We start from the raw sequence: 12,739 nt of genomic DNA, 5'->3' as shown, positions 1-12,739 counted from the left end.
GGTCCCTACTCGACCATGTCGCGGGTACGGCTGGTCTTCCACTGGATGAAGGTGAAGACGAGCGTGATGAGAAGGATGACGATGCCGATCGCCGCGCCGTAGCCGGGCTCGCGGATCTGGAAGCCGTTGCGGTAGGCGTACGTCACGAGCACGGAGGTGGCATTGCCCGGTCCGCCGCCGGTCATCACGAAGATGAGGTCGAACACCTGGAACGACGCGATCACGTTCATGATCAGGAGGAAGAACGAGCTGGGCCCCACCAGCGGGATGGTGACCGAGCGGAACTGCTGCCACCGGCTCGCGCCGTCGATGCGGGCGGCCTCGTACAGCTCAGGAGAGATTCCCTGGAGGCCGGCGAGGTAGATGATCATGTTGAACCCGACCCGCAGCCAGACCGCGACGATCATGACGGAGATCATCGCCGCCGTTCCGTCGGACTGCCAGGAGATCGGCTCGAGGTTCATCGCGGCGAGGACCTTGTTGATGAGCCCGTTGCTCTCGTAGAAGAGCGCGACCGCGATCATCCCGGACGCGACGCCCGAGATCACCATGGGAAGCACGATGATGGTGCGCCAGATCCCCCGGGCGGGTAGGACCGAGTTGACCAGCACGGCGAGGCCGAGACCGGCCGCCATCACGACCGGCACGGTCACGATCGTGAAGACGATGGTGTTGCCCATGCTGAGCCAGAACACCGGGTCGGTCATCATCCGGGTGTAGTTGGCGAGGCCCACCCACTCCGGATCGCCGAAGCCCCGCGTCTCCTGGAACGAGAGCTGGATCGCCCACAGGATCGGGAAGAAGAGGAACAGCGCGAGCAGGATCAGGTTCGGGCTGATGAACGCCCATCCGGTCAGGGACTCCTTCAGGCGCGCGGTGCGGCGCGCCGCACCCGGCCGGACGGGCGCCGGAGCATCCGTCCGGTCGGGTGCGGTCACGACGCTCATCAGTTGATCGCTTCCTGGATCGCCGTGGTGAGGTTGGCCAGGGTGTCCGCGGTGGACTGACCGCCGATGAAGGCCGCCTCGAGCTGGTCCTGCAGCGCGGTGTTGATCGCGGCCATGGCCGGAGAGGTCAGCTGCTTGACGTCGCTCGCCTCGATGGTCGCGGCCTGGTCGACGAAGACGGGCATGACGTCGGGACGGATCTCGAAGGTGATCGCGTCGCCGGCGAGGTCCAGACGCGTCGGGAGCTCGTTCGTGGCCGCGCAGAACGACGACATGGCGTCTGCCGAGACCATGAATTTCAGGAAGTCCGCAGCCAGCTCGGGGTTGGCGGCGTCCTTCGTGGCGACGAGTGCGTTGCCGCCCAGATCGGTCGCGCCGCGCTCGTCGCGGGGCATCGGGATGGCGGTCCACTCGAACTCGTTGAGGAACTCCTGGTCGGGAACGAGGAACGATCCGACGAAGGCCATGGCCGCGCTCTGCTCGGTGAACAGGTTGTCGGCGTAGACCGTGCCCTTGGTGGAGCTGGTCGGCGGAACCCAGTTGTTCTCGAAGAAGCTCTTCGTGAAGTCGAGCGCCTTCTCGCCCTCGGCGGAGTCGATGGTCGGCTCGGTGCCGTCCTCGCTGATGAAGGTGCCGCCCGACTGGAACAGCCAGCTCAGCCAGCGCGGCGCGCCGCCCAGCTGCCAGTTGTAGACGAACGGGTACTTGTCCTCCGGCAGTCCGGCGCGCAGCTGCTCGGCGACCTCCGCGAATTCGTCCCACGTCCAGGCGTCTTCCTGGGTGGTCGGGAAGGTCGACGGGTCGACGCCGGCCGACTCGACCATCGCCGTGTTGATCAGCAGGGCCGACACATCGGTCTGGTGGGGCACGCCGTAGGGGGCTCCCTCGTATGAGACGGCCTCCCACATGGCGGGTACGAAGTCATCCACCTCGTCCTCGGTGAAGTACTCGCTGAGATCGAGGAGCTGGTCCTGGCTCGAGTAGACGCCCAGGTTGCCGTAGTCGACGCGGAACAGGTCGGGAGCGTCGCCCGAGGCGAGCTGCGCGTCGATGTTGGAGAACATCTGGTCGTAGGGCACGACGTTCAGCTTGATGTCGACGCCCTCGTTCTCGGTCTCGAACTGCTCGATGAGCTCCGTGAACTGGATCTCCTCGGCTTCACTGCCCCACGTGGTGAACGTGAGCGACTGCGAGTCGGCGTCGTCGTTGCCGCCCCCGCCGCCGAAACCGGCGCAGCCGGAGAGTGCGAGTGCTCCGGCGGCGAGCATGGCCGCCCCGCCGACAACACGCTTGGTGGTGAGATTCACGCTGCGATCCCTTCGGATTCTGTGCGGCGCGACCGCGGTGCTGCGTTGCGCCTCTTGGATGGAAAGTATTCACCCATCTCCGTCAAATAGTCAAGAACTTCCACTGCCTGCTCATTTCTGGTTGAATGTGCTCACTCGCTCGTTCCCTCGGGGTCGAGTCCGATCCAGGAGGAACCCGCATGAACGATCACGCAACCGCTTTGGGCTTGGTGACGGAGCAGGAGCTGACGAGCCAGCCCGAGATGTGGTCGCAGGCGATCGCGCTTCCTGCGGAGCAGCTCGATCTCCTTCCCCGGCACGGTGAGAACGTCATCGTCATCGGCTGCGGCACGTCGTACTACATCGGCGACTCCTACGCCTATCTGCGCAATGACGCCGGACTCGGCCGCACCCGCGCCGCGATCCCCACCGAGTTGAACTGGGTGGACGACGACGAGCACATCGTGGTCATCTCACGCTCGGGAACGACCGCCGATGTCGTCGAGATCGTCGAGCGCTTCAAGGACTCACACCGCGTCACCGCGATCCTGGGCGACCTGGACACCCCGTTGGGCGAGCTGTGCGACCGCGTCATCCACCTCGGCTTCGCCGACGAGACCTCCATCGTGCAGACGCGCTTCGCGACGACGGTCCTCACCACGTTGCGCGCCTCGATCGGGCTCATCCCCGACACCCTCGTCGACGACGCCCGGACCGCGCTCGAGCTTCCTCTTCCGGCGGACCCCGCTCGCGTGAAGCACATCGTCTTCCTCGGCCACCGCTGGAGCGTCGGGCTCGCCCACGAGGCGGCGCTCAAGGTGCGCGAGTCCGCGGGCGCGTGGACCGAGGCCTACCCGGTCTGGGAGTACCAGCATGGCCCCATCTCGTGCGCAGGTCCCGACTCGCTCGTCTGGGTGCTGGGAGATCTGCCAGACGTGATCGCCGATGACGTGCGCGCGACCGGTGCCACTGTCTACACGGACGACCTCGACCCGCAGGCGAACCTCGTGCTGGCTCACCGCCTCGCACTCGCTCTCGCACGCGAGGTGGGGCGCAACCCCGACACTCCGCCGTTCCTCAACCGCTCCGTCCTCGCCACGAGCTGATGCCGGTCATCACGGTCGCGGTCCCGCCTCACGCCGCGGTGGGCGAACTGCTCGTCGAGGTGGCCGCTGAGGTGGCGGGGGAGCTCTCGCTCGGTGACGGTGACGTCATCGCCGTGCACACTCCGACCGGCGCGAGTGCGACGAGCGGAGCGGATGCCGCGGCCGCCGTATCGACCTGGCACCTCGTGAAGGTGCACGGCTCGGACCGCGGACGCGAGAACATGGAGTCGGCGATGCGGGCGGCTGAGGCATCCGTCCGCTCCTGGTGCGAGCGGAACGACGTGACGTGCGAAGGAGTGTGGGCCCAATGGCTGAAGCCGCTGGCGCCGTGACGGATCGGCTGCTCGTGGTCGGCGAGCTGTGCGTCGACCTCATTGTCGGCCTCACCGAAGAGGCGATCCGGTTCGGCCAGCACGAGCAGCTCGTTCCCTTCACTGAGCTCACCATGGGCAGCTCCTCCGCGATCACCGCATGCGGAGCCGCGGCTGCCGGCGTGCCGACCACGATGGTCGGCGTCGTCGGCCGGGATGACTTCGGCGACTACATCGTGCGCACCCTGACCGATCGCGGGATGGACGTCTCGCGCATCCGGGTAGACGCTTCTGTGCCGACCGGCTCATCCACGCACCTCACGCGGCCGGACGGCGACCGGGCGATCCTGACCGCGATGGGCTCGATCGGGATGACCGCAGCGACCGACGTTCCCGAAGACTTCGCCGGCGCCGCGCACCTGCACGTCGGCAGCTACTTTCTGCAGCACGCGCTCTGGGGGGACGCCGCCCCGCTGTTCGCCCGTGCCCGGGCCGCCGGTCTATCGACGTCGCTGGACGGCAACTTTGACCCGGACCAGACGTGGGACCGCGGCATCCTGGAGGTCATCGCGCACACCGACGTCTTCTTCGGCAACGAGCAGGAGCTCGAGGGCATCACGGGACTCTCGGATCCCGAATCCGCTGTCCGCGCTCTCCTGGAGCGGATGCCCGCCGGCGCGATCGTGGTGCGCAAGCTCGGAGCGGATGGCGCGCTCGCCGCGACGCTGGACTCCGTCGCCGTGAGCCGTGTGCATGCTGCCGTTCCGGAGGTCTCGGGTGTGCTCGTCGACACCGTGGGCGCGGGCGACAGTCTGGCCGCGGGTTTCTTGGCCGGCCGGCTCTCGGGACTCGCGACGGATCGCAGCCTGGCGCTCGGCGTCGCCTGCGGCACCGCGTCCACGCGGGGTGCCGGCGGCGTCGGAGCCCAGCCGGACCGTGCGACGGCAGAAGCCATCGCCGGCGCCGTGCGCACGTGGTCGGACTGAGGTCTGGCTCGAGATCGGACGGACCCTCTCAGCGGTCGCCGGCCACTGATGCGGCGACCGGCCCGCGGAGCATGTCGATGACGCGCTGCACGTGCGGCAGTGCCCGACCGCCGGGGCGGCGCAGCAGATACAGCGTGTTGATGGGCGGGTCGTCCGTGGGATTCAGTTCGACCAGGGCGCCGGAGTCCAGCGCGGCGCGGCAGAGGTAGCTGGGAAGCGCCGTGACGCCCGCGCCGCCGATAGCGGCGTCCCGCAGCGCGCGAAGGTCGGGGAAGATCAGCGCCGGTTCACGTTCCAGCCGGTCACCGAAGACGTGCCGCCAATAGCGTCGCAGGACCGGCAGATCATGCGCGTACGCCAGTAGAGGCACGCGCGAAAGGTCGGCGGCGCGGAGCGCGCTTGCTCTTCCCGCCGGCAGTCCAGCCGCCATCGCCGGGCTCGCGACGAGGACGAAAGTCTCGTCCACCAGTGGAGCGGCGACGAGCGCGCGCCCGCGAGGGCGCTGGGAGGCGATGACCAGATCGAGGGAGCCGCTACGGAGCGCATCGACGAGCGCGTCAGTCAGGCCCGGGACGATCTGCAGGCGCAGGCCGTCGGCGATCAGCGGACCGACCACCGGGGCCACGACCTCGCCGAGGACTTCGGACGCGCCGCCGAGCCGGACGGGCTGCTCGTGCGGCGCCTCCGCCGGGCGAGCGCCTGCGAGAGCGTCGGCGAGAGCCCCGAAAGGGACCGCGAGCCGGGTCGCGAGCTCGTCGGCCCGCGGGGTCGGCGTGACGCCACGGGCGCCCCGGTCGAAGAGCCGTTCGCCCACCAAGCGCTCGAGCGACTGGAGCTGCGCGGAGACGGCGGGCTGCGTGATGCCCATAGACCGGGCGGCCGCCGACAGCGACCCGGTCATGTGCACGGCTAGGAAGGTCCGCCACAATGGCAGGCTCGACAACCCATCAGAATCGCTATAGCTCACATCGTGAAGGTATCGGAAGGCGAGGGAAGTGGCATCTGTTCTCTTCTGTGTCGGCCGACCGGGCGACGCACCCTCTCCGAAGGAGCCCCGATGTCTTCTGTCCTCTTCGTCGTCAGCGCCGCGCGCACCTGGACACTGTCCGACGGCACCGCACACCCCACCGGCTATTGGGCAGAGGAACTGCTGGCCCCGTACCGCGTGCTGACGGCGGCCGGTCACGCCGTCGCCCTCGCGACGCCCGGCGGCCTGGCTCCCGTCGCCGACCCGGCCTCGTTCGGGGCGGACGAAGAGGACGACCGCGCGGCGCTCGCCGCCATCGCAGGTCTCGCCGCACCGCTCGATCTCGCGCGAGTCGACCTGTCCGAGTACGACGCGGTCTTCTATCCCGGCGGGCACGCCCCGATGGAGGATCTCGCCGTCGACCAGGACTCCGGCCGGCTCCTCGTGAGCGCACTGGACGCCGGGCTGCCGCTCGCGCTCGTCTGCCATGGTGTGGCCGCGCTGCTCGCCGCCGCTCGCCCCGACGGAACCCTGGCCGCCTCGGGCCGGCGGGTCGCCGCCTTCACCGACGCCGAAGAGATCCAGGCGGGTCTGGCCGATCGCGCGCCGTGGCTGCTCGAGTCGACACTGCGCGAGCGCGGCGTCGTGGTCGAAGCGGCCGAGCCGTGGGCGGACCACGTCGTCGTCGACGGCGACCTGGTGACCGGTCAGAACCCGCAGTCGTCGGAGTCCGTGGCCCGCGCCCTGCTGGAACGGCTGGCGTAAGCCGCGCCGTCGCCGACGCCGGCCGGAGAAGTCAGGCCGGCGCGGCGACGGGGGTCATGCGCCGGATCTTGTCGAAGTTCAGCGTGTGCAGCTCCACCCGGACGGCGCCGGTGGTGCGATCGACGAACACCGCGAGGTTGTCCCACCGGGCGAACGAGGTGTCGCCGTCGATGTAGAACTGCCGCGAACCCCACACGGGCAGGTAGTCCTGCGCGTCCTCGTACCACTCCGGTGCGATGTAGAGGTCGCCGGAGATCGCCGGCGGATGCTCGGCGAAGTACGCCTCGAGAAGCTGCCGCGCTTCCGGGATGGAGACCATGGCACGAGTCTGCCACTGCCGTCGGGTCAGGACGCGTCGGCCACCCAGTACGTGCCCTCGGGGAAGCGGTACGTCGCGATCGAATCCGCGAAGATCTGCGCGCTGTAGCCCGGAAGCTGCGGCATCCGATACCGGGCGCTCTCCACGATGCACGGATCCGTGAAGTGCTCGTGCAGGTGATCGACGTACTCGGTGATGCGGTCCTCGGTCGTCCCGGTGATCGCCACGTAGTCGAAGATCGACAGGTGCTGGACGAGCTCGCACAGTCCCACGCCACCGGCGTGAGGACAGACCGGGATGCCGCGTCCCGCCGCCATGAGATACACGGGCAGGATCTCGTTGATGCTCGCGAGCCGGGCCGAGTCGATCTGGCAGAAGTCGATCGCCTCCGCCTGGAGGAGCTGCTTGAACAGCACCCGGTTCATGCCGTGCTCACCGGTCGCGACGCCGGTCGGAGCGACGCCCCGGCGGATGGCGGCATGGCCGAGCACGTCGTCGGGGCTCGTGGGCTCCTCGATCCAGTGCAGGTCGTACTCCTGCAGCTCGCGGACCCAGTCGATGGCCTCGGGGACGTCCCACATCTGGTTCGCGTCGATCATGAGCTTGATGTCCGGGCCGACCGTCTGGCGCGCGAGCGCGACCCGGCGGCGGTCCTCGGCCAGGTCGCGACCCACTTTCAGCTTGACGTGGCGGTACCCCTCGTCGACGGCCTCGCGCAGCAGGCGCACCATCTTGTCGTCGTCGTAGCCGAGCCATCCGGCGCTCGTCGTGTAGCAGGGGTAGCCGCCGGCGGCATCCAGCTCGGCGATCCTGGCCGCGCGCAGCGGCTCGGACGCCCGGAGCATCGCGAGCGCCTGATCGCGCGTGAGCTCGTCCGACAGGTAGCGCAGATCGAGCGCATCGACGAGCGTCTTGCTGTCGAGCTCGGCGAGATAGCGCCACAGCGGCTTGCCGGCCCGGCGCGCGGCGAGGTCCCATGCTGCATTCATCACAGCGGCCAGCGCCAGGTGCACGACGCCCTTCTCCGGGCCGAGCCAGCGCAGCTGCGAGTCCGAGGTCAGCATCCGGTAGACGCCGCCGAGGTCGTCGACGACGCTGTCCAGGTCGAGCCCGATCAGCCGCTCGGCGTAGAGCCCCGCGGCCTGGGCGCAGAGCTCGTTGCCGCGTCCGATGGTGAACGTGAATCCGTGGCCGCGCAGCGTCCCGCCCTGGACCTGCTCATCGGTGACCAGCACGACGTAGGCGGCCGAGTAGTCGGCATCCTGATTCATCGCGTCCGACCCGTCGGCGGTCTTCGAAGTCGGGAACCGGAGGTCATGGATCTCGACGTCGGTGATGCGGGTCATACGTGGGTCTCCGTGCCGTGGATGTGGTCGATGATCGCCTTGCTCATGGCGTCGTAGTCGTGGGTGTTGTCGACCTCGCCGCGGACGATGAACTGATCCATCACCACGACCCGGTCGGCGAGTGTGACCATCTCGGCGAGGTCGCTGGAGATCAGCAGGATCGCCAGGCCCTCGTCGGCCAGCTTCCAGATCAGCTCGTAGAACGCACGCTTGGTGCGCACGTCGATGCCGACCGTCGGCTCATCGATGATGAGGATCCGCGTCTGGGCCGCCAGCCACTTGGCCAGCGACACCTTCTGCTGATTGCCGCCCGAGAGCTGCCCTGCCAGCTGGTCCTGGGACGAGATCTTGATGTCGAGCGCGTCGACGTAGGTCTGCACGGTCGAGCGCTCGCTGCGGTACGGCACGAACCCGAGGAAGCGGCTGAGCGTGGACCACACCGTCACCGCGATGTTCCGCGTGATCGGCTGCAGGAGGAAGACCCCCTCCTCCTTGCGGTTCTCGGTGACGTAGCCGATGCGGAAACGGCCCAGGGCATCGCGTACCGAGCGGATCTGCACGGGCTCGCCCTGCACCCGCACCTCGCCCGCGATCACGCGATCGAGCCCCAGGATGGAGCGGGCGAGCTCGGTGCGTCCCGCGCCGACCAGTCCGTACATGCCGAGGATCTCACCCGGGTGCACGGCCAGCGACACCTCGCGGTGACCGGCGTCGGTGCTGACGCCGCGCAGCTCGAGCGCCGGAGCTCCGGTCCGGTCCACGATGCGCTGCTCGGCCTCGAGGGTCGCCAGCGAACGACCGACCATCCGGCTGATGACCTCGTCGCGCGTGGTCAGGCTGATCGGCTGCGACTCCATGACCGTGCTGCCGTCCCGCAGCACCGTGATGGCGTCGCAGTGGGTGAACACCTCGTCGAGCTTGTGGCTCACGAGCACGATCGCGGTGCCCTTCGCGCTCAGCTGGTGCACGACCTGGTACAGCCGCTCGGCCTCGTCCACGCTGAGCGAGGCCGTCGGCTCGTCGAGGAGCAGCACGCGGGCATCGCGGTAGAGGCCGCGCGCGATCTCGACCAGCTGGGTCTGGGCGGCCGACAGGTCCCGCATCGGAGTGCGGGGATCGATGTCGAGCTCGAGCAGGTCGAGGCAGCGCTTCGCCTCACGCCAGACCCCGGGCCAGTCGACGCGCCCGGATCGGCGCGGCATCCCCGACAGTGCGATGTTCTCGCCGACGGTGAAGCCGCGAACGACGTTGCGCTCCTGGTGCACGACGCCGACGCCGGCCTTCATGGCCTCGAGCGGATTCGAGAACGACACGGCCTCGCCGTCGAGCAGGAGGACGCCCGAATCGGCGGGCTGGACGCCCGTCACGATCTTGATCAGGGTCGATTTGCCTGCGCCGTTCTCGCCCATCAGGGCGTGGATCGACCCACGCTCGACGACGAGGTTGGCATCGGCCAGCGCGACGACGCCGGGGAAGGTCTTGCGCAGTCCCCGGACTTCGAGTGCAGCGGTCATCGGTTCACCTCCGCGAGTGCGGCTTCGGCTCGGCGTGCGCGCAGCTGGCTCACGCGTCGGGCGGTCTGGACTTCGCGCAGTCGACCGAGGGCGACGGTTCCGAGGACCACGGCGCCGACCACGAAGTTGACGACCGCGGCGTCGAACTTGAAGATCGGGCTGGCCGCATCGACGAGGCGCACGACCATGGCGGCGAGCACCGTGCCCAGGACGGCGACCGACCCGCCGACCAGCGCGACTCCGCCGATGATCGGGGCGGCGAAGCTCGGCAGCAGCCAGTCGCCGCCGACCGTCGTGTTCACGCCTGGGAGGAACGAGATGCTCACGAACGCCGCGACACCGCAGAGCAGGCCCGACAGGGCGTGGGCGATCACGATCGAGCGGTCGATCGAGATGCCGGCGAGCTGGGCCGCCGACGAGTTGCCGCCGCTGGCGAGCAGCTGACGGCCGGTGACCGACTGGGCGAAGAAGAGGGCGATGACGGCTGCGACGAGCAGCGTCATGATGAAGATCACCGGGATGCCGAGAATCTCGGCTCGCCCGAAGGCGGCGACCTCCGGCCACGCGCTGCGGCTGATGGTGCTCGTGCCGACCAGGGCGTACTGGAGGCCGATGAGGATCTGCGACATCGCGAGGGTGACGATGAACCCGTTGATGCGCGTGCCCACGATGAGGAGTCCGTTGACCAGACCCAGGACCGCGCCGGTCACGACCGCGAAAAGCGCGCCGATCCAGGGGTTGACTCCCCACGAGGAGATCATGACGCCGGAGAGGCACGCGGCGACCCCGCCGATGGCGCCGACCGCGAGGTTCAGCTGGCCGACGCAGAGCGTGACCATCTGCGCGAGGCCGATGAGGATCGGGACGCTGACGAAACGGAAGAAGCTGGTGATCGAGACGGGGCTGAGGAACTGGCCCGAGCTCGCGACGGCGAGGATCGCGGCGCCGACGATGACGACGCCGATGAGCAGCAGGTTGTTGGCGCTGACGAGCTTTCTCATCGGACTCCCTCCGCATCCTTCAGCTCGGCGGCGAGGGTCGCCGCCGATTCCTCTTCGCGAGGAGCGCGCTTCCGGGCGAAGACGCCGCGAAGCCGGTCCGTTGCGAGCGCAGCCAGCAGGATCACGCCGAGCAGCACGTTGAGGGTCTCGAGGCCGACGCCGAACAGCTCGAGGCCCTTGCGGATCACGGCGGTCAGGGTGATGCCCAGCGCCGTGCCGATGACCGACACCACACCGCCGGCGAGCAGCGTGCCGCCGAGGATCGGCCCGAGGAACGAGGGCAGCATGAATTCGCCGCCGATGGCCGGGGTGAACGAACCCGTGCTGGCGCCGAGCATGATGCCCGCGACGGCGGCGAGCACACCGGAGAGCGCGTGGGCCAGGATGACGCGGCGGGCGGTGGGCACTCCGGACAGCTCCGCGGTGAGCGGATTGCTGCCGGTGACGAGCACCTCGCGGCCGGTGCGGGTGGCCGCGTAGAAGTATCCGATGATCGCCATGCAGGCGAGGGCGGGAAGGATCATGAGCGGCACGGCGTCCGAGCCGCACACGTCGCCGAAGCAGATGTCTGCGAACGTGCCGCGGCCGATCTCCTCGAGCCCGGCCGGCTTGACGCTGAAGGCGTTGCCGACGCTCCACTGCTTGTAGAGCACGGGGATCAGGCCCATGAGCGTGAAGCTCATGGCCAGCGTGACGATGAAGGAGTTCACGCCGGTGCGGGCGATGATCCAGCCCGCGAGCGCGCCCAGAACGGCGCCGGCGAGCAGCCCGACCGGCACGCCCACGATGAGGGGCAGCCCGAGGTTGTCGAAGCAGGCCCCCGTGATCAGTGCGCCCATGCCGGCGAGCTGGCCGACCGCCAGGTTCATGTGGCCCACCGAGAGCACGACCATCTGCGACAGCCCGACGACGGTGAAGATCGCGATCGACGTCAGCAGGGGTGCGATGACGAAGGGGCCGTTGAGGAACGCCGGCTTGAGGATCGCGAAGACGATCGTGAGAACGATGATCAGGACGACCAGCAGGGGCCGCGGCGAACGCAGCTCGGCCTGCACCGCGTGGCGGAGGCGTTCGGAGTTCATTCCACGACCCTGTCGTCGATGGCGTCGTCGTCCCAGTCGATCCCGAGCCCGATGGACTCCGGGGCCAGCGCGCGGCCGTCCTCGATGCTCATCTCGGTGCGGGTGATGGCCCGCAGCTGCGGGATGTGCTCGACGTAGCGCCCGTTGGGCACCGCGGCGACGAGACTCACGTGGATCTCCATGAGGAAGTGGGGGCACACGCTGACGTTGTACGCCTCCGCCATGTGCGCGACCTTGAGCCAGGGCGTGATGCCGCCGACCCTGGCGACGTCGACCTGGACGATGCTGGCGGCACCTCGGTCGAGGTACTCGCGGAACTGCGCGATCGAGTACATCGACTCGCCGACGGCGATCGGGGTGCTCGTGGATCGCGTCAACCGGGCGTGGCCCTCGATGTCGTCGGCGGGGAGCGGCTCCTCGATCCACCCGAGATCGAGGTCCTTCCATAGGTGCGCGCGACGGATCGCCTCGGCGGACGTCATCGACTGGTTGGCGTCGACCATGATGTCGAAGTCGTCGCCGACGGCGTCGCGGACGGCCTGCAGCCGCTCGAGGTCTTCGGAGCCGCGGGGCTTGCCCACCTTGACCTTGACGCCGTTGAGTCCCGTGCGCTGCGACGCGAGCGCGCCTTCGACGAGCGCCTCCGTCGACAGGTGCAGCCAGCCGCCCTCGGTGTCGTAGAGCGGCACGTCGCGGCGGAAGCCGCCGGCGAGACGCCACAGCGGCAGGGCGGCGCGCTGACATGCGACGTCCCACAGCGCCGTGTCCACCGCAGCGAGGGCGAGGGACGTGATCGCGCCGGTCGTGGTGGCGCGGGTGGAGGCGAAGAGGCGGTGCCAGACAGCCTCGATCCGGTCCGCTTCCTCGCCGATCAGGAGCGGAATCAGGTGGTCGCGCAGCATGGAGAGCACTGCGCGACCCCCCGTTCCGATCGTGTAGGAGTAGCCCCGGCCGTGAAGCCCGTCGCTGGTGGTGACGTCGACGAAGATCGTCTCCTGCTTGACGAAGCTCTGTACGGCATCGGTCCGTTCTGTCTCGACGGCGATGTCGACGAGTCTCGCGCTGGCGGCGGTGATCGTGTGGCCCATGGCATATCTCCTGGTGTGGGG

General features: G+C 68.9%; 13 protein-coding genes. 4 read left to right on the top strand and 9 right to left on the bottom strand.

The window, feature by feature from the left end; translation table 11 throughout:
• Nucleotides 1-5: 5 nt before the first annotated feature.
• Together ASD56_RS01990 and ASD56_RS01985 are read right to left on the bottom strand one after the other, a co-directional pair.
• Nucleotides 6-947 (bottom strand): carbohydrate ABC transporter permease, encoded by a 942-nt coding sequence (locus ASD56_RS01990; RefSeq protein WP_055960630.1) that lies wholly within the window; start codon nucleotides 945-947, stop codon nucleotides 6-8.
• Nucleotides 947-2,254 (bottom strand): ABC transporter substrate-binding protein, encoded by a 1,308-nt coding sequence (locus ASD56_RS01985; RefSeq protein WP_157535719.1) that lies wholly within the window; start codon nucleotides 2,252-2,254, stop codon nucleotides 947-949. Before ASD56_RS01985 ends, ASD56_RS01990 begins: the two co-directional genes overlap by 1 nt.
• Before the next feature lie 179 nt (nucleotides 2,255-2,433).
• On the opposite strand from ASD56_RS01985, the gene ASD56_RS01980 reads away from it, so the two are divergent.
• From ASD56_RS01980 to ASD56_RS01970, 3 genes are read left to right on the top strand one after another with little or no spacing between them, the layout of a single operon-like run.
• The gene (locus tag ASD56_RS01980) at nucleotides 2,434-3,339 is read left to right on the top strand and encodes an SIS domain-containing protein (protein WP_162249494.1); all 906 of its coding nucleotides are present in this window, start codon (nucleotides 2,434-2,436) and stop codon (nucleotides 3,337-3,339) included.
• On the top strand, nucleotides 3,339-3,671 hold the full coding sequence (locus ASD56_RS01975; RefSeq protein ID WP_055960624.1) for a hypothetical protein: 333 nt from the start codon (nucleotides 3,339-3,341) through the stop codon (nucleotides 3,669-3,671). The genes ASD56_RS01980 and ASD56_RS01975 overlap by 1 nt, the downstream gene beginning before the upstream one ends.
• A complete protein-coding gene (locus ASD56_RS01970) occupies nucleotides 3,647-4,636 on the top strand; it encodes a carbohydrate kinase family protein (protein WP_055960622.1) in 990 nt (329 codons plus the stop codon). The genes ASD56_RS01975 and ASD56_RS01970 overlap by 25 nt, the downstream gene beginning before the upstream one ends.
• A gap of 28 nt (nucleotides 4,637-4,664) precedes the next feature.
• Here the strand turns inward: ASD56_RS01970 and ASD56_RS01965 are convergent, their stop codons facing one another.
• Entirely contained in the window at nucleotides 4,665-5,603 is a 939-nt protein-coding gene (locus tag ASD56_RS01965; protein WP_055960620.1) for a LysR family transcriptional regulator, read from the bottom strand.
• A 90-nt stretch (nucleotides 5,604-5,693) separates the two neighbouring features.
• Here ASD56_RS01965 and ASD56_RS01960 point away from each other — a divergent pair, with 90 nt between their 5' ends.
• Nucleotides 5,694-6,368, top strand: coding sequence for a type 1 glutamine amidotransferase domain-containing protein (locus ASD56_RS01960; RefSeq protein WP_055960618.1), 675 nt, complete (start codon nucleotides 5,694-5,696; stop codon nucleotides 6,366-6,368).
• 31 nt (nucleotides 6,369-6,399) lie between these two features.
• On the opposite strand, the gene ASD56_RS01955 is transcribed toward ASD56_RS01960, so the two are convergent.
• The 6 genes from ASD56_RS01955 to ASD56_RS01930 are packed head-to-tail and all read right to left on the bottom strand — an operon-like array spanning nucleotide 6,400 to nucleotide 12,718.
• Entirely contained in the window at nucleotides 6,400-6,687 is a 288-nt protein-coding gene (locus ASD56_RS01955; protein WP_055960616.1) for a hypothetical protein, read from the bottom strand.
• Between the two features lie 26 nt (nucleotides 6,688-6,713).
• Nucleotides 6,714-8,033 (bottom strand): enolase C-terminal domain-like protein, encoded by a 1,320-nt coding sequence (locus tag ASD56_RS01950; protein WP_055960614.1) that lies wholly within the window; start codon nucleotides 8,031-8,033, stop codon nucleotides 6,714-6,716.
• The gene (locus ASD56_RS01945) at nucleotides 8,030-9,547 is read right to left on the bottom strand and encodes a sugar ABC transporter ATP-binding protein (protein WP_055960611.1); all 1,518 of its coding nucleotides are present in this window, start codon (nucleotides 9,545-9,547) and stop codon (nucleotides 8,030-8,032) included. The genes ASD56_RS01950 and ASD56_RS01945 overlap by 4 nt, the downstream gene beginning before the upstream one ends.
• A complete protein-coding gene (locus ASD56_RS01940) occupies nucleotides 9,544-10,548 on the bottom strand; it encodes an ABC transporter permease (protein WP_055960609.1) in 1,005 nt (334 codons plus the stop codon). The genes ASD56_RS01945 and ASD56_RS01940 overlap by 4 nt, the downstream gene beginning before the upstream one ends.
• The gene (locus ASD56_RS01935; RefSeq protein ID WP_055960607.1) at nucleotides 10,545-11,630 is read right to left on the bottom strand and encodes an ABC transporter permease; all 1,086 of its coding nucleotides are present in this window, start codon (nucleotides 11,628-11,630) and stop codon (nucleotides 10,545-10,547) included. The genes ASD56_RS01940 and ASD56_RS01935 overlap by 4 nt, the downstream gene beginning before the upstream one ends.
• Nucleotides 11,627-12,718 carry a mandelate racemase/muconate lactonizing enzyme family protein gene (locus tag ASD56_RS01930; protein ID WP_055960605.1) on the bottom strand — a complete coding sequence of 364 codons (1,092 nt, stop codon included), beginning with the start codon at nucleotides 12,716-12,718 and terminating at the stop codon, nucleotides 11,627-11,629. Before ASD56_RS01930 ends, ASD56_RS01935 begins: the two co-directional genes overlap by 4 nt.
• Between the last annotated feature and the right edge of the window lie 21 nt (nucleotides 12,719-12,739).

The sequence above is a fragment of the Microbacterium sp. Root166 genome (assembly GCF_001427145.1).
Taxonomy (GTDB): Bacteria; Actinomycetota; Actinomycetes; order Actinomycetales; family Microbacteriaceae; genus Microbacterium.
Note: the sequence above shows the minus strand (reverse complement) of the source record. Positions and strands in the feature narration are given on the sequence as shown.